At 72.0% G+C, this 15,707-nt stretch carries 13 protein-coding genes; 6 read left to right on the plus strand and 7 right to left on the minus strand.

Features of this window, described 5'->3' with window-relative positions; all coding sequences use genetic code 11:
• Nucleotides 1–221 precede the first annotated feature (221 nt).
• Nucleotides 222–713 (plus strand): DUF2087 domain-containing protein, encoded by a 492-nt coding sequence (locus ACIHCM_RS29955; RefSeq protein WP_399902524.1) that lies wholly within the window; start codon nt 222–224, stop codon nt 711–713.
• 15 nt (nt 714–728) lie between these two features.
• On the opposite strand, the gene ACIHCM_RS29960 is transcribed toward ACIHCM_RS29955, so the two are convergent.
• From ACIHCM_RS29960 to ACIHCM_RS29970, 3 genes are read right to left on the minus strand one after another with little or no spacing between them, the layout of a single operon-like run.
• On the minus strand, nt 729–3,008 hold the full coding sequence (locus ACIHCM_RS29960; protein ID WP_399902527.1) for an FtsX-like permease family protein: 2,280 nt from the start codon (nt 3,006–3,008) through the stop codon (nt 729–731).
• Between the two features lie 41 nt (nt 3,009–3,049).
• Complete coding sequence (locus ACIHCM_RS29965) at nt 3,050–3,802, minus strand: ABC transporter ATP-binding protein (protein WP_399902530.1); 753 nt, start codon at nt 3,800–3,802, stop codon at nt 3,050–3,052.
• Nucleotides 3,799–4,314: a PadR family transcriptional regulator gene (locus tag ACIHCM_RS29970; protein ID WP_399902533.1), complete on the minus strand. Its 516-nt coding sequence runs from the start codon at nt 4,312–4,314 to the stop codon at nt 3,799–3,801. Before ACIHCM_RS29970 ends, ACIHCM_RS29965 begins: the two co-directional genes overlap by 4 nt.
• A gap of 124 nt (nt 4,315–4,438) precedes the next feature.
• On the opposite strand from ACIHCM_RS29970, the gene ACIHCM_RS29975 reads away from it, so the two are divergent.
• The 5 genes from ACIHCM_RS29975 to ACIHCM_RS29995 all read left to right on the plus strand — a co-directional run bounded on the left by ACIHCM_RS29975 (nt 4,439) and on the right by ACIHCM_RS29995 (nt 11,046).
• Nucleotides 4,439–5,710, plus strand: a complete 1,272-nt coding sequence (locus tag ACIHCM_RS29975) for an ABC transporter substrate-binding protein (RefSeq protein WP_399902536.1) — start codon at nt 4,439–4,441, stop codon at nt 5,708–5,710.
• Nucleotides 5,711–5,878: 168 nt separating this feature from the next.
• Nucleotides 5,879–7,507: a glycoside hydrolase family 13 protein gene (locus ACIHCM_RS29980; RefSeq protein ID WP_399902539.1), complete on the plus strand. Its 1,629-nt coding sequence runs from the start codon at nt 5,879–5,881 to the stop codon at nt 7,505–7,507.
• 13 nt (nt 7,508–7,520) lie between these two features.
• Nucleotides 7,521–8,846, plus strand: a complete 1,326-nt coding sequence (locus tag ACIHCM_RS29985; protein ID WP_399902542.1) for an ABC transporter substrate-binding protein — start codon at nt 7,521–7,523, stop codon at nt 8,844–8,846.
• Between the two features lie 5 nt (nt 8,847–8,851).
• Nucleotides 8,852–10,210, plus strand: a complete 1,359-nt coding sequence (locus ACIHCM_RS29990; protein WP_399902545.1) for a carbohydrate ABC transporter permease — start codon at nt 8,852–8,854, stop codon at nt 10,208–10,210.
• Nucleotides 10,207–11,046: a carbohydrate ABC transporter permease gene (locus ACIHCM_RS29995; RefSeq protein ID WP_399902548.1), complete on the plus strand. Its 840-nt coding sequence runs from the start codon at nt 10,207–10,209 to the stop codon at nt 11,044–11,046. The genes ACIHCM_RS29990 and ACIHCM_RS29995 overlap by 4 nt, the downstream gene beginning before the upstream one ends.
• A gap of 78 nt (nt 11,047–11,124) precedes the next feature.
• On the opposite strand, the gene pgl is transcribed toward ACIHCM_RS29995, so the two are convergent.
• From pgl to tal, 4 genes are read right to left on the minus strand one after another with little or no spacing between them, the layout of a single operon-like run.
• A complete protein-coding gene (gene pgl, locus ACIHCM_RS30000) occupies nt 11,125–11,907 on the minus strand; it encodes a 6-phosphogluconolactonase (RefSeq protein ID WP_399902551.1) in 783 nt (260 codons plus the stop codon).
• Entirely contained in the window at nt 11,904–13,025 is a 1,122-nt protein-coding gene (gene opcA / locus ACIHCM_RS30005; RefSeq protein ID WP_399902554.1) for a glucose-6-phosphate dehydrogenase assembly protein OpcA, read from the minus strand. The genes pgl and opcA overlap by 4 nt, the downstream gene beginning before the upstream one ends.
• Nucleotides 13,022–14,551: a glucose-6-phosphate dehydrogenase gene (gene zwf, locus ACIHCM_RS30010; protein WP_399902557.1), complete on the minus strand. Its 1,530-nt coding sequence runs from the start codon at nt 14,549–14,551 to the stop codon at nt 13,022–13,024. The genes opcA and zwf overlap by 4 nt, the downstream gene beginning before the upstream one ends.
• A gap of 4 nt (nt 14,552–14,555) precedes the next feature.
• Nucleotides 14,556–15,674, minus strand: a complete 1,119-nt coding sequence (tal, locus tag ACIHCM_RS30015; RefSeq protein ID WP_399902560.1) for a transaldolase — start codon at nt 15,672–15,674, stop codon at nt 14,556–14,558.
• Nucleotides 15,675–15,707: the final 33 nt, after the last annotated feature.

Raw genomic sequence — 15,707 nt, forward strand, 5'->3', positions numbered from 1 at the left:
AGCTCGGCAAGGTCCTCGCCAAGCGCGTCGAACCCGCCCTGACCGAGGGCGCACACGTGCCCGGTCTCGACCCGTCCACGGCCGCGCTCGTGGCCAAGTACCGCGAACTGCGCGGCCGTTGAGACATGAGGGCGGCCGCGTGGACGCGAAATGCGGATGCGCGGCCGGCTTCCGGCGGGTGACACTGCTCCGGCCCGTCACCCGCCGGAAGGACACTCACCATGGACCAGCTCTTGGCCGCGCTCGCCGACCAGGACCGGCTGAAGCTGTACGCCCGGATCGTGCTGGAGGACCTGCCGCCCCGTGAGGAGGACTCTCCCGCCGCGCGCAGGCACCTGGGGCGCCTGATCTCGGCCGGGCTCGTGGAGCGTCTGCCGGACGGTTCCCTGAAGGCCGACCCTGCCGTCTTCCGCCGTGCCCGCCCCGCCGAACCGGCGCAGACCGGCGTACCCCGGCGCCTGACCGGGTTCTTCGCCCACGGCCGGCTGACCTCGATCCCGGTCCGTCCGGTCGTACGCCGTGAACTGCTGGAGCATCTGACGCAGACCCTCTTCGCGGACGGCCGCAGCTACACCGAACGCGAGGTCAACGAGGCCTTCCGCACCGTCCACGACGACACCTCGGCGCTGCGGCGCTACTGCGTCGAGAACGGTCTGCTCGTGCGCGAGCGCGACGGCAGCAGCTACCGGCGCGCCACGCCGGTCACCGTCTGACGGCGCCGCCCCGGCTCAGGCCACCGCGCCGAGGGTGTCCGCCAGGCGGCGGTGGGCGGCGCGTGTCGCGGGGAGGGCGGCGAGGGCGGCGGCGCCGGCCACGGCGGCCGTGCCGAACAGCAGCAGGAGGCCCGGCGACGGACCCCGCGCGATTCCGGCGCCGATGCCGCTGGAGCTGCCCTGGGCGTCGATCAGCCAGTGCGCCAGCGGCAGGCCCAGGGCGGTGCCGAGCAGGACCGCGGTCAGGGCGGTGCAGGCGGTGGCCGTGACGGTGATCGCGGTGATCTGCCGTGGGGTGAGGCCGATCGCCTTGAGCGCCAGCAGGTCCCGCTCGCCCTCCCGGACGGTGCCGCCGATCACGGTGAGCAGCTCGACGATCCCGATGAGCGCCAGTACGGCGATCAGGCCCAGTACCACTCCGCGCAGCGATGACAGCCCGTCCACCGGGTTGGGGACGGCGTGCACGTCCAGGTGCCCGCCGGCCTCCGTCGCCAGGTCGCCCGCGACCTCGTGCGGGTCGGCACCCGGCCGCAGACGCAGCTCGTAGAGGGCGGGGCGCAGCTCCGGGTCGTTCTCTCGGAGGGTGTCGAGCGAGGTGGAGATGACCCGGCCGGCGTTCTCCGTCTCGATGCTGCGGCCGACGATGTGCAGGATCTGCGGCTGGTCGCCCACGGTCATGCGCACCCAGTCGCCGACCCGTACACCGAGCAGGTCCAGCAGTCCCTGCCCGGCGACCGCCTCGTCCCGGCCGAGCGCCGGGCGGCCCTCGGCCACGGCGTAGGGGTAGGGGGCCTCGCGGGTGCCGAGACCGCGCAGCGCGATGGTGCCCGTCTGCCCCGGCACCAGCGCCGCCACCTCGACGCCCGGGTGGGCGGCGGTGATCCGCGGGTCGTCGCCGAGCAGGGAGCGGACCTCGGCGTCGCCGATCTCACGGTCCGGGCGAACGGTGAGATCGGCGAGACCGACCTGGCCGGGGCTGCTGTGGAAGCGGTCGAGGGTGGTCCACGCGCTCATCGCCACCACGATCAGCAGCAGGGGCAGCGCCAGCCGGGCGACGGTGGCCGGTGTCCGCGGCCGGCGGGCGAACGCCTGGTGCCAGCCGAGGACCAGCGCGGGTGGCAGCCGCAGTCCCAGTGCGCCGCGCGCCGCGCCCGACAGCCGTCCCGCGGCCGGGACGCCGGTCCGGGGTACGGGGACCGGCGGCACCCGCCCCGCCCGCCAGGCCGCGAGCCCCGTGGTGGCGGCGATGAACAGCACGGCGGCCACGGGTGTGCCGGCCAGGGCCGCGGTGTGCCCCGGCAGCCCCTGCCACACGCCGACCGCGTCCCCGAGGCGGCCCGGGATCCGGCTGCCCAGGGCTTCGGTCAGCGCCGCCGCGGCCACCGCGCCGAGCAGGGCGTACGCGAGGTGCTGGAGCAGGAAGACCCGTACCACCTGCCCGGGTGTGAAGCCGATCGCCTTGAGCACGGAGATGTCCCGCAGATGGCTCCGTATGCGGGTGCCGATCGCGCCGTGCACGGCGAGCCCGGCCGCGAGCAGGGCGCCCAGCCCGAACAGGCCCAGCACCTGGCCGAGCAGCCGGGTGTCACCCTGCGCCTCGGACCGGGCCTGCTGCCAGGTGGAGACCTCGCTGACCGCGCCGGCCCCCAGCACGGTGACGGCGCGCTGGACGGCGTAGTCCGTCTCCTGCGGATCCGTCAGGCGCAGCCCCGTCACCGCGCCGTCCGGGGCGCGTACGGCGGACGGCAGCGCCCAGACCAGGCCCGGTCGCTCGCCGGGGCGGTAGCGCGGCTCGGCGCTGTCGGCGATCCCGGCGACGGTGAGGGTGCGCGCGGTGCCGGGCAGGGCGAGGACGTCGCCGGGCTCGGCGAGCAGGGCGCGGGCCAGACGGCTCTCCACCACCACGCCGTCGGGGTGCGCGCCGTCCAGCCAGCGGCCCGAGGTGAGGACGGGGCGCCCGTCGGAGGGGCCGGCGCTCGTGCCGCGCAGTTCGACCGAGGCGCGGATGCCGCGGACGGCGACGGTGGCGGACTCGGTGGGGTAGGGGCCCGCGACGGAGTCGAGGCCGTCCAGGCGGGAGAGCTTGCCCGCGTCGGCGGAGGGTGCCGTGTGGATCCACACGTGCGCGTCCCGGGCCTGCGTGAAGACGCGCTGCCAGGGGTTGGTGGCGTAGCCGAAGAGCGCCGTCGCCAGGAGCAGTGAGGCCACGACGCCGGCGGTCGCGAGCACGAGGAACAGTGCCTCGCCGCGGTGCGTCCGCAGGTCCGAGTGCACCCAGCGCAGGGTCGCTCGCATCGGCCTCAGCCTCTCGGCCCGGGGGCGTGGTACACCGGTGATCAGTCCCTGAGCTCCAGCACCCGGGACGCGCCCACGCGGCGCGACGGTACGCCGGTCAGCTCCGCGTCGTCGGCGATGCGGCCGTCGAAGAAGCTGATGACCCGGTCCGCGGCGCTCGCCAGCCGTGCGTCATGGGTGACCAGCAGGATCGTCTGTCCGCGCTGGTGGAAGCGGGACAGCAGCCGCATCACCTCGCGGGTGCCCCGGCTGTCCAGGCTGCCCGCGGGCTCGTCGGCCAGCAGCAGCGGCGGATGGTTGACCAGGGCCCGGGCCAGCGCGACCCGCTGCTGCTCACCGCCGGACAGCTCGCCCGGCATGCTGCGTTCCTTGCCCTCCAGCCCCAGCTCGGCCAGGAGCGCCTCGCGTTCGGCCCGTGCCCGCTTCGGCGCGAGACCGGCGAGCAGCGCGGGCAGCTCGACGTTGTCCGCGACCGACAGGTTGGAGACCAGGTTGAAGAACTGGAAGACGATCCCGATGCGCCGCCGGCGCTCCACGGCCCAGCGCGCCTCGCTGTAGGCGTCCGTGCACTCGCCGTCCAGCCAGATGCTGCCGCCGTCCGGGCGCTGGAGCCCGCCGAGCAGATGCAGCAGCGTCGACTTCCCCGCGCCCGACGGGCCGGTCACGGCCACGAACTCGCCCGGCGCCACCGCCAGGTCGACGCCGCGCACGGCATGCGCCGGGGCACCCTCGCCGTGATGCGTCTTGACCAGGCCTTCGGCGCGCAGCGCAGGAGTGGGACGGTGCTCGCTCACTCCAGCTCCTCCAGTTCCTCCTGGCAGCGCTCCAACCAGTCGAGGTCGGCCTGCAGATGCAGCATCGCGCCCTCGATCAGCAGCTGGGCGATGCGGTTGTCCCGGTTCTCGGCGGCGGCCAGCTTCGACAGGCTGCGCATGGTGTTCAGATACTGGCGCCGCTGTTTGTTGATCAGCGCGATCTGGTCGGCCAGGCCGGTCTGCGGGGCGAGCGCGAGTTTCATGAAGAACTCGTCCCGCACCCGCGGCTCGTCCGCCGTCTCCTCGTACCAGGCGTGCAGCGCCTCCCGCCCGGCGTCGGTGAGGTGGTAGATCTTCTTGTTCGGCCGGTTCGACTGCTCGATCTCCTCGCCCTCGATCAGCCCCGACTTCTCCAGCCGGGCGAGGGTGACGTAGATCTGGCCGATGTTCGGCTGAGGGTACGCGGCACCCAGCAGTTGCTCAAGGTCCTGCTTCAGCTCGTAGCCGTGGGCCGGTCCGCGCGCGAGGAGTGCCAGGAGGGGCAGGCGCACTCGTGCTCTCCTCCTCGCGTCTGCTCAGTGTGCTCCACGCCCTAGTATCGCCCATACCTAACGGGTATACATGGCGACTGACTCCGGGCGAAGAGGCCCGATGCCGGTGTACAGGGAGGAACCTATGCGGTGGATACACGCCGCCGGTAGGGGCCTTCTCGTCCTCGTCGTCGTACTGACCGGTTACGTCACCTCCGGCGCCCGCGCCGACGACGGCGCCGAGGGCGGCCGTGGCCCGCTCACCCTGGCCACCGCCGGCGACCTCACCGGCTATCTCGGGCCCCTGCTCCAGGACTGGAACCGCACCCACCCCGACGAGAAGGTCACGCTCGTCGAGCTGCCGGACTCCGCCGACGAGACCCGCGCGCAGATGATCACCGACCTGCGCGGCGGCTCCCGCGGCCGCTTCGACGTCCTCAACATCGACGTCGCCTGGACCTCCGAGTTCGCCGCGGCCGGCTGGATCCGCCCGCTGCCCCGGGACCGCTTCCCGCTCGGCACCTTCCTCCCGCCGGTCGTCGGCACCGCGACGTACGACGGGCGGCTGTACGCCGTCCCCTACGTCACCAACGCCGGCCTGCTGCTGTACCGCAAGGACGTGCTCGCCGAGGAGGGCGTGCCACCGCCGCGCACCTGGGCCGAGCTGGAGCGGGCGGCGGAGACGATCGCCCCGGAGCACGGCCTGGACGGCTACGCCGGGCAGTTCCTGCCCTACGAGGGCCTCACCGTCAACGCGGCCGAGGCCGTGTACTCGGCGGGCGGCACGATCCTCGGCGACGAGGGCGAACGCGTCACCGTGAACTCGCACGCGGCCCGCGAGGGCATCGGCTTCCTCGCCCGCGGCGTACGCGAGGGCTGGATACCGCGGCAGGCGCTGACGTACAAGGAGGAGGAGTCCAAGCAGGCCTTCCTCGACGGCCGCCTGTTGTTCCTGCGCAACTGGCCGTACGCCTACGCCGCCGCCTCGGCCGCCGGGTCCCCGCTGGCGGGCAAGGTCGGCGCCGTGCCCCTGCCCGGACCCGACGGCCCCGGCACGAGTGTGCTCGGCGGCTCCAACCTGGCCGTCAGCAGCCACGCACGGCACCCCGACACCGCCGCGCGCCTGCTCGCGTATCTCACCAGCGAGCCCGTCCAGCGCCAGGTGCTCACCCGTGGCGCGCTGCCACCCGTACGGGCCGCGCTGTACGAAGACCCGGAACTGGTCCGGGACTTCCCCTACCTGCCGACCCTGCGCGCGAGCGTGCTCGCCGCGGCGCCGCGTCCCAAGAGCCCGCGCTACGACCAGGTCAGCCTGGTGGTCCAGGCGGTCGTGCACGACGCGATGACCGGCCGTGAGACGGCCGGGGGCGCGGTGCGGCGGCTGGCACGCGAACTCGCCGCCACCTCCGGTCGATAGTTACCCGTTAGGTAACGCCAACATCTCAACTCGGCGCAGAATGCCCGAATAGTGCCACTATGCGGCAATCAACTCCTCAGTAGCTTGCGCCCATTCGTTGACACCCTCGCGACATGCCTACCTAACATGCATGCATAACGGCTGCCCTCGCAGAGATGGATCAATGGGTTGAACAGGCACCACTGGTGGCGCGATGCGGTGATCTACCAGGTGTACGTCCGCAGCTTCCTCGACAGCACCGGAGACGGCATCGGCGACCTCGCCGGCGTCCGGACCGGACTGCCGTATCTGAAGAAGCTCGGGGTCGACGGCATCTGGCTGAGCCCCTTCTACCCCTCGCCGCAGCACGACCACGGCTACGACGTGGCCGACTACTGCGACGTCGACCCGCTCTTCGGTGATCTCGCCGAGTTCGACCTGCTGGTGCGCGCCGCCCGGCGGCTCGGCGTGAAGGTGCTGCTGGACATCGTCCCGAACCACTGCTCCAGCGAGCACCCGTGGTTCCGCGAGGCGCTCGCCTCGCCGCCCGGCAGCGCGGCCCGCGCCCGGTTCCACTTCGCCGACGGCCGCGGCGAGGGCGGCGCCGAGCCGCCCAACAACTGGCACGCCATGTTCGGCGGCCCCGCCTGGACCCGGGTGCCCGACGGCCAGTGGTACCTGCACATGTTCACGCCCGAGCAGCCCGACTGGAACTGGCGCAACCCCGAGATCGGCGCGGAGTTCGACCGGACCCTGCGCTTCTGGCTCGACCGCGGTGTCGACGGCTTCCGCATCGACGTGGCCGCCGGCCTCTTCAAGCACCCCGGCCTGCCGGACTCCGACGACCCGGAGGCCGACGCCCGCACCCGCGACTCGGTCAACCCGCTCGCGTGGAACCAGCCCGAGGTGCACGACGTCTGGCGACGGTGGCGCGCGACCTGTGACGAGTACGCCGCCCGCGACGGCCAGGAGCGTCTCCTGGTCGGCGAGGTCTCGGTGCCCACGGCCCGCGAGCACGCGCTGTACGTCCGCCCGGACGAACTGCACCAGGCCTTCTTCTTCGACCTGCTCGGCGCGCCCTGGAACCCGGACGCCTTCCGCAAGGTCATCTCCGAGGCCATGCAGGACATCGCCGGGACCGGCTCCACGGTCACCTGGGTCCTCAACAACCACGACCAGGTCCGCACCGTCACCCGCTACGGCGAACCCGCCACCGAGGGCAGCGGCCTGGGCGCCGCCCGCGCCCGCGCCGCCGCGCTGCTGATGCTGGCGCTGCCCGGGGCCGCGTACATCTACCAGGGCGAGGAGCTCGGCCTTCCCGAGGTCGTGGACCTGCCCGACGACGTGCTCACCGACCCGATCTTCCACCGCACCGGCAGCCGGGCCCGGATCCGCGACGGCTGCCGGGTGCCGCTGCCCTGGTCGGGACAGGCCTCGCCGTTCGGCTTCACCTCCGGCGTCGAGGGCGTCAAGCCCTGGCTGCCGCAACCGGAGTGGTTCGCCGAGCACGCCACCGACCGGGCGCTTGCCGACACCCGCTCCTTCTGGCACCTGTACCGCGACGGACTCCAACTGCGCTCCTCGCTCCCCCAGTTGGGCGAGGGAACGCTGCGCTGGCTGGACACCCCGCCGGGCGTCCTGGCCTTCGCCCGCGGCGACGACCTGGTCTGCGCCGTCAACTTCGGCACCGCCCCCACCCCCGCGCCGGTCTCCGGCACCCCCCTGCTGGCGAGCGGGCCCTGCCCGGACGCCGGGGTGCTGCCCGGCTCCACCGCCGTCTGGTGGATCACCGACCCCTCGTCAACTCCCACCCCCTGAAGGGACATCAACGATGATGCGACGACGTACCACCCTGCTCACGGGCTGCACCGCCCTGGTCCTCGCGCTCGGCACGACCGCCTGCGGCGGCGGCCCGGTCGCGGCCGGCGGCGGCGACAAGGCCCTCAGCGGCCGGACGGTCACCGTGGCCGGCGTCTGGTCCGGCAGCGAGCAGGAGAACTTCCAGAAGGTCCTCGACGCCTTCACCGAGAAGACCGGCGCGAAGACCCAGTTCGTGTCCACCGGTGACAACGTCTCCACCGTCGTCGGCAGCAAGATCGAGGGCGGCAACGCCCCCGACGTGGTGATGGTCCCGCAGGTCGGCGTGCTCCAGCAGTTCGCGAAGGAGGGCTGGCTGAAGCCGCTGTCCAAGACCGCGCAGACCTCCGTGGGCGCCAACTACGCGGACGTGTGGAAGGACTACGGCAGCGTCGACGGCACGCTGTACGGCCTGTACTTCAAGGCCGCCCACAAGTCGACCGTCTGGTACAGCCCCGAGGCCCTCACCCAGGCCGGGGTCGAGCCGCCGAAGACCTACGAGGAGATGCTGAAGGCCGGGCAGACCGTCTCCGACTCCGGGCTCGCCGCCTTCTCCGTCGCCGGCCAGGACGGCTGGACCCTCACCGACTGGTTCGAGAACATCTACCTCTCCCAGGCCGGGCCCGAGAAGTACGACGCCCTCGCCGCGCACGAGCTGAAGTGGACGGACGCCTCCGTGGTCGAGGCGCTGACGACGCTCGGTGAGCTCTTCAAGGACAAACAGCTGATCGCGGGCGGGCAGAAGGGCGCCCTGAACACCGACTTCCCGGGCTCGGTGGAGAAGGTGTTCGGCCCCGAGCCCGAGGCGGGCATGGTCTACGAGGGCGACTTCGTGGCCGGTGTCGCCAAGGACCAGTTCGGCAGGACCATCGGCGAGGACGCCAACTTCTTCCCCTTCCCGGCGGTCGGCGGCGGTGACGCGCCCGTCGTCAGCGGCGGCGACGCGGCCGTCGTGCTGAAGGACGGCAAGAACGCCGAGGCGGGCATGCAGCTCCTGGAGTACCTCGCCACCCCGGAGGCCGCCGCGGTGTGGGCCGAAGCCGGCGGCTTCCTGTCCCCGAACAAGAAGGTCGACCTCGCCTCCTACGGCGACGACGTCACCCGGGCGACCGCCGAGTCCCTGGTCGGCGCGGGCGACTCGGTCCGCTTCGACATGTCCGACCAGGCGCCGGCGGCCTTCGGCGGCACCAAGGGCGCAGGCGAGTGGAAGATCCTCCAGGACTTCCTGCGCGACCCCTCCGACCCGAAGGGCACCGCCGCCGAGCTGGAGGCCGCGGCGGCCAAGGCGTACGGGAACTGACGGCCATGACCGCGACGCTCGTGAAGGAGGCGAGCCCGCCGGCCGCCGCGGACGCCGGAAAGCCCCGGCGCCCGCGGTGGCGCAGGCCGGCCGTCGCCCTGCTCTTCGTCCTGCCCGCCCTGCTGCTGCTCGGCGCGCTCGTCGTCTACCCCGTGCTGTTCTCCGTCGGCCGCAGCTTCTTCGACGCGTCCGGCACCCGCTTCGTGGGCGGCGAGAACTACACCGAGATGTTCCGCGACCCGGCGACGCTCAAGGCCGTGCGCAACACGGCGATCTGGGTCGTCGTGGCGCCGGCGCTGCTGACCGGGCTGGGGCTGATCCTGGCCGTGCTGGTGGAGAAGATCCGCTGGGCGACGGCGTTCAAGCTGCTGCTGTTCATGCCGATGGCGGTGTCCTTCCTGGCCGCCGGCATCATCTTCCGGCTCGCCTACGACGAGGACCCGGACAAGGGCGTGCTGAACGCCGCCGTGGTCTCCGTCCACGACGCCTTCGAGGGCACCGCGTCCTACCCGACCGCGCGGGCCCGCGACGGCCAGGGGATGACCAAGGAGGCGGACGGCGCGTACCGGACGGCCGCGGGCGTCTCCCCGGGCGACACCGTGACGCTCGGCCTGGTCGGCGTGCTGCCGGGCGACCTGCCCGGCGGTGCGGAGCCCGCGTACGCGGCGGCGGGGCGGAACGCCGGCCCCGGTGAGCTGCGCGGGGTCGTCTACCTGGACTTCACGCCCGGCGGGGGAGGGGAGCAGGGCCGCGTCGACCGGCAGGAGAGCGGGCTTCCCGAGATGACGGTCGAGGCGGTGCGGGACGGCAGGACGGCCGGTACGACGACCACCGCGTCCGACGGCTCCTTCGCCTTCGCGGGGCTCGAGCCGGGCTCGTACTCCGTGCGGCTGCCGGCCGCCAACTTCGCGCCGCCCTACGAGGGCGTCTCCTGGCTCGGCCCGGCGCTCGTCACACCGGCGATCATCGGCGCGTACCTGTGGATCTGGACCGGCTTCGCGATGGTGCTGATCGGCGCGGGGCTGTCCGCGCTGCCCCGGGACGCGCTGGAGGCGGCGCGGATGGACGGCGCCAACGAGTGGCAGATCTTCCGGAAGATCACCGTGCCGCTGCTCGCGCCGGTGCTGACCGTCGTCTTCATCACGCTGGTGATCAACGTGATGAAGGTCTTCGACCTCGTCTACATCATCGCGCCCGGGCCGGTGCAGGAGGACGCGACCGTGCTCGCGACGCAGATGTGGCTGGTGTCCTTCGGCGGCGGCAACGACCAGGGCCTCGGCAGCGCACTGGGCGTCCTGCTCCTTCTCCTGGTGATCCCCGCGATGGTCTTCAACGTCCGCCGCTTCCGAAGGAGTCAGCGATGAACGCCGTCCGACGCGGCCTGGGCAACAGCCTGGTCCAGGCCTTCCTCGTGGTGGTAAGCCTGATCTGGCTCACCCCGCTGGCCGGGCTGTTCCTGTCGTCGCTGCGGTCCGCGGAGGACACCGCGAAGGGTGGCTGGTGGACGGTGTTCACCAGCCCCGGCCAGCTGTCCTTCGACAACTACTCGGCGCTGCTGCAGAACTCCGGCATCACCCAGGCGTTCTGGAACACCGTGCTGATCTCGGTGCCGACGACGGTCCTCGTGGTCGTCGTCGCCGCGCTCGCCGGCTACGCCTTCGCCTGGCTCGACTTCCCCTTCCGCGAGCCGCTGTTCCTGCTGGTGGTGGCGCTGCTGGTGGTGCCGGTGCAGATCGGTCTGCTCCCGGTGGCCAAACTCTTCGGCCAGTTGGGCCTGTTCGGCACGATCCCGGGGGTCGTCCTCTTCCACGTGGCCTACGGACTGCCGTTCGCGGTCTTCCTGCTGCGCAACTACTTCGCCGAGATGCCGAAGGAGATGCTGGAGGCGGCCCGGATGGACGGCGGCAGCGAGTGGCGCATCTTCACCCGCCTGATCCTGCCCGTGGGCCGCCCGGCCATCGCCAGCCTCGCCATCTTCCAGTTCCTGTGGGTCTGGAACGACATGCTGGTCGCCCTCCTCTTCGCCGACAGCGCCTCCCAGCCGCTGACGGTGGAACTCCAGTCCCAGATCCGCCAGTTCGGCAGCAACATCGACGTCCTGGCCCCCGGCGCCTTCGTGTCCCTGATCGTGCCGGTGGTGGTGTTCTTCGCGTTCCAGCGGCACTTCGTGCAGGGGGTGATGGCGGGGTCGGTCAAGTAGGCCCTCGGCCGGACACACGAGAACGCCGGGCACACCGTGTGGTGTGCCCGGCGTTCTCGTGCCGTACGTGCCGTGCCGTCAGGCCGACGCCGGTGGGTACAGCGATCTCGGTAGCTGGGACGCCGCCGCCGCGTCCAGGAGCCACAGGGTGCGTGCGCGGCCGTACGCGCCGGCCGCCGGGGCCTGGATCTCGCCGGCGCCCGAGAGGGCCATGGCCGCGGCGTTGGCCTTGTCCTCGCCGGCTGCCAGCAGCCATACCTCGCGGGCCGCGCGGATGGCGGGGAGGGTGAGGGTCACACGGGTCGGCGGGGGCTTGGGGGCGCCGTGGACGCCGACCACCGTGCGCTCGGTCTCCCGTACCGCGGGGAGCTCCGGGAACAGGGAGGCCACGTGGGTGTCCGGGCCGACGCCCAGCATCAGGACGTCGAAGGACGGGACCGGGGCGTGGTTCTCCGGGACCGCCGCCCCGGCCAGCTCCTCGGCGTAGGCGGCCGCCGCCGCGTCCACGTCCGAGCCGTGCGGGCCGTCCGACGCGGGCATGGCGTGCACGCGCTTCGGGTCCAGCGGGACGGAGTCGAGGAGCGCCTCGCGGGCCTGGGTGACGTTGCGCTCCGGGTCGCCCTCGGGCAGGAAGCGCTCGTCGCCCCACCACAGGTCCAGGCGGGACCAGTCGACGGCGTCCCGGGCGGGCGCGGCGGCCAGCGCGGCCAGCAGGCCGTTTCCGTTGCGGCCGCCGGTGAGGACGACGGACGCGCTGCCGCGCGAGGCCTGGGCGTCCACGATCTTCGTGATCAGCCGGGCCGCGGCGGCCTGCGCCATCAGATCCTTGTCGCGGTGGACGACCAGTTGGGGTGTGCTCACTTCGCCGCCGCCTTCTTCACCGGTGCCGGCGCCGCCGCGTCCTGCGCGGGCGCTTTCGCAGCAGTTTCGACGGGAGCGGGGATCGCTTCGGCTTCGGGTCCGGTGCCGGTTTCCGCGCCGTCCCCGGTCCGCTCCCTGTCTCCGTCTCCCGTGGGTTCTCCTTTGGCCGCAGGCTTCCCGGCGGCGGTGGGCGACGCGTTCAGCCGGTCCACGCCGTAGCGCAGTGCCGACGCGTACGTGTCGTCCGGATCCAGCCGCCGCAGCTCCTCCGCGATCAGCTCCGCCGTGTCCCGCCGCTTCAGCGCCACCGCACGGTCCGGCTGGCCCTGGATGGACAGCGTGGCCAGCGAGCCGTCGGCACGGTCGAGGGCGATCGGCCCGCAGTCGGTGTCCATGCGGACCGCGGTGAGCCCGGGTCCGGCGGACAGCGAGCGCCGGACGGGGACGTCCAGCCGGTCCGCGAGCCACATCGCCAGCAGCTCGCAGCTCGGGTTGAACTCCTCACCCTCCACCTCGACGCCGCGGACCTGGCAGACCACCTGGTCGAGGGCCGCTGCCAGCATCGAGCGCCAGGGCGTGATGCGGGTCCAGGACAGGTCGGTGTCGCCGGGCGCGTACGTGTCGGCGCGGGCGGAAAGCTCCCGTACCGGCTGCTCGGCGGCGTAGGTGTCGGTGACCCGGCGCTGGGCCAGCGCGCCGAGCGCGTCGCCCGCCGGGTCGAGCGGCGCGTCGACCGGCCACCAGACGACCACGGGGGCGTCCGGCAGCAGCAGCGGCAGCACCACCGACTGCGCGTGGTCGGCCACCTCGCCGTGCAGCCGCAGGATGACGGTCTCGCCGGTGCCCGCCTCGGCGCCCACCCGCACCTCGGCGTCCAGGCGTGACTGTGTGCGGTCGCGGGGGCTGCGTGAGACGCGCCGGATGACGACGAGCGTGCGCGAGGGGTGCTCGCGCGAGGCGTCGCCGGCCGCTTTCAGGGCGTCGTAGGCGTTCTCCTCGTCGGTGACGACGACCAGGGTGAGGACCATGCCGACGGCGGGCGTGCCGATGGCGCGACGGCCCTGCACGAGCGCCTTGTTGATCTTGCTGGCCGTGGTGTCGGTGAGGTCTATCTTCATGGCCGGCGCCAGCTCCGTCCGTCTCGTTCGAGCATCTGGTCCGCCTCGACGGGCCCCCACGTGCCGGCCGGGTACTGCGCGGGCCTGCCGTGGCCGTCCCAGTACTCCTCGATCGGGTCGAGGATCCGCCAGGACAGCTCGACCTCCTCGGTGCGCGGGAAGAGGTTCGAGTCGCCCAGCAGGACGTCCAGGATCAGCCGCTCGTACGCCTCCGGGCTGGACTCCGTGAAGGACTCGCCGTACGCGAAGTCCATGGAGACGTCGCGGATCTCCATCGAGGTGCCCGGCACCTTGGAGCCGAAGCGGACGGTGACGCCCTCGTCGGGCTGGACGCGGATGACGATCGCGTTCTGGCCGAGTTCCTCGGTCGCCGTCGTGTCGAAGGGGGAGTGCGGGGCGCGCTGGAGGACCACGGCGATCTCGGTGACCCGGCGGCCCAGGCGCTTGCCGGTGCGCAGGTAGAACGGCACGCCCGCCCACCGCCGGTTGTCGATCTCCAGCTTGATGGCGGCGTACGTGTCGGTCTTCGACTTGGGGTCGATGCCGTCCTCTTCGAGGTAGCCGATGACCTTCTCGCCGCCCTGCCAGCCCGCCGCGTACTGCCCGCGCACGGTGGCGCGGCCCAGATCCTTGGGCAGCCTCACGGCACCGAGCACCTTGGTCTTCTCCGCGGCCAGCGCGTCCGCGTCGAAGGAGGATGGCTCCTCCATCGCGGTCAGCGCGAGCAGTTGGAGCAGGTGGTTCTGGATGACGTCACGGGCGGCGCCGATCCCGTCGTAGTACCCGGCCCGGCCGCCGATGCCGATGTCCTCGGCCATGGTGATCTGCACATGGTCCACGAAGGACCGGTTCCAGATCGGCTCGAACATGGTGTTGGCGAAGCGCAGCGCCAGGATGTTCTGGACGGTCTCCTTGCCCAGGTAGTGGTCGATCCGGAACACCTGGTCCGGGGCGAAGACCTCGTGCACGACCTTGTTCAGCTCCTCGGCCGACTTCAGGTCGTGGCCGAACGGCTTCTCGATCACGGCACGGCGCCAGGAGCCGCCCTTCTGGTCGGCCAGCCCGTGCTTCTTCAGCTGCTGGATGACGACCGGGAAGGAACGCGGCGGCACGGAGAGGTAGAAGGCGAAGTTGCCGCCCGTGCCCTGCGCCTTGTCCAGCTCGTCGATCGTGGCACGCAGCCGCTCGAAGGCGTCGTCGTCGTCGAAGGTGCCCTGGACGAAGCGCATCCCCTGGATGAGCTGCTGCCAGACCTCCTCGCGGAACGGCGTACGGGCGTGTGCCTTGACCGCGTCGTGGACCTCCTGCGCGAAGTCCTCGTTGGCCCACTCGCGGCGGGCGAACCCGACCAGCGAGAAGCCCGGCGGCAGCAGACCCCGGTTCGCGAGGTCGTACACCGCGGGCATCAGCTTCTTTCGTGACAAATCGCCCGTGACGCCGAAGATGACCAGGCCCGACGGCCCCGCGATACGCGGGAGCCGTCGGTCTGCGGGGTCACGGAGCGGGTTCGCTCCGGAGGAGGACAAGGTGTCAGCCCTCCGCGGGGGCGAGGCGCTTGAGCTCCGCCTCGGTCGACTTCAGCAGGTCGTTCCAGGAGGCCTCGAACTTGTCGACGCCCTCGTCCTCGAGGAGCTGGACCACGTCGTCGTACTTGATGCCGAGCTGCTCGATGGCGTCGAGGTCGGCCCGGGCCTGCTCGTAGGTGCCGGAGATGGTGTCGCCGGTGATCTGCCCGCGCTCCTCGGTCGCCTCGAGGGTGGCCTCCGGCATGGTGTTGACCGTGTTCGGCGCGACCAGGTCGTCGACGTACATGGTGTCCTTGTACGCCTTGTCCTTCACGCCGGTCGACGCCCACAGCGGACGCTGCTTGTTGGCGCCCGCGTTCTCCAGCACGCTCCAGCGGTCGGAGGAGAAGACCTCCTCGTACGTCTGGTAGGCGAGGCGCGCGTTGGCGACGGCGGCCTTGCCGCGCAGGGCCTTGGCCTCGTCGGTGCCGAGCGCGTCGATCCGCTTGTCGATCTCGGTGTCCACGCGGGACACGAAGAAGGACGCCACCGAGTGGATCTTGGAGAGGTCCAGACCCCGCTCCTTCGCCTTCTCCAGTCCGGAGAGGTAGGCGTCCATGACCTCGCGGTAGCGCTCCAGCGAGAAGATCAGCGTGACGTTGACACTGATGCCGTTGCCGATCGTCTCGGTGATCGCCGGGAGACCCGCCTTGGTGGCCGGGATCTTGATCAGGGTGTTCGGACGGTCCACCAGCCATGCCAGCTGCCGGGCCTCGGCGACGGTGGCACGGGTGTTGTGCGCGAGGCGCGGGTCGACCTCGATCGACACCCGGCCGTCCTTGCCGCCCGTCGCGTCGAAGACCGGGCGCAGGATGTCGGCGGCGTCGCGGACGTCCGCCGTGGTGATCATGCGGACGGCCTCCTCGACGGTGACCTTGCGAGCGGCGAGGTCGGTGAGCTGCTGCTCGTACCCGTCGCCGCCGCTGATCGCCTTCTGGAAGATCGTCGGGTTGGTGGTGACGCCCACGACGTGCTGCTGGTCGATCAGCTCGGCGAGGTTGCCGGACGTGATCCGCTTGCGCGACAGGTCGTCCAGCCAGATCGCGACGCCTTCATCGGAGAGGCGCTTCAGTGCGTCTGTCATGGAAAATGCATCTCCTACGTGTCGTATATGAGC

The sequence above is a fragment of the Streptomyces sp. NPDC052023 genome (genome assembly GCF_044548465.1).
GTDB lineage: Bacteria > Actinomycetota > Actinomycetes > Streptomycetales > Streptomycetaceae > Streptomyces.

Excerpts from the sequence above, each read along its gene's own strand:
- ACIHCM_RS29955 (WP_399902524.1), top strand. The coding sequence starts at position 222 with ATGGACCAGCTCTTGGCCGCGCTCGCCGACCAGGACCGGCTGAAGCTG.
- ACIHCM_RS29960 (WP_399902527.1), bottom strand. The coding sequence starts at position 3,008 with ATGCGAGCGACCCTGCGCTGGGTGCACTCGGACCTGCGGACGCACCGC.
- ACIHCM_RS29975 (WP_399902536.1), top strand. The coding sequence starts at position 4,439 with ATGCGGTGGATACACGCCGCCGGTAGGGGCCTTCTCGTCCTCGTCGTC.
- ACIHCM_RS29985 (WP_399902542.1), top strand. The coding sequence starts at position 7,521 with ATGATGCGACGACGTACCACCCTGCTCACGGGCTGCACCGCCCTGGTC.
- ACIHCM_RS29990 (WP_399902545.1), top strand. The coding sequence starts at position 8,852 with ATGACCGCGACGCTCGTGAAGGAGGCGAGCCCGCCGGCCGCCGCGGAC.
- ACIHCM_RS29995 (WP_399902548.1), top strand. The coding sequence starts at position 10,207 with ATGAACGCCGTCCGACGCGGCCTGGGCAACAGCCTGGTCCAGGCCTTC.
- opcA (WP_399902554.1), bottom strand. The coding sequence starts at position 13,025 with ATGAAGATAGACCTCACCGACACCACGGCCAGCAAGATCAACAAGGCG.
- tal (WP_399902560.1), bottom strand. The coding sequence starts at position 15,674 with ATGACAGACGCACTGAAGCGCCTCTCCGATGAAGGCGTCGCGATCTGG.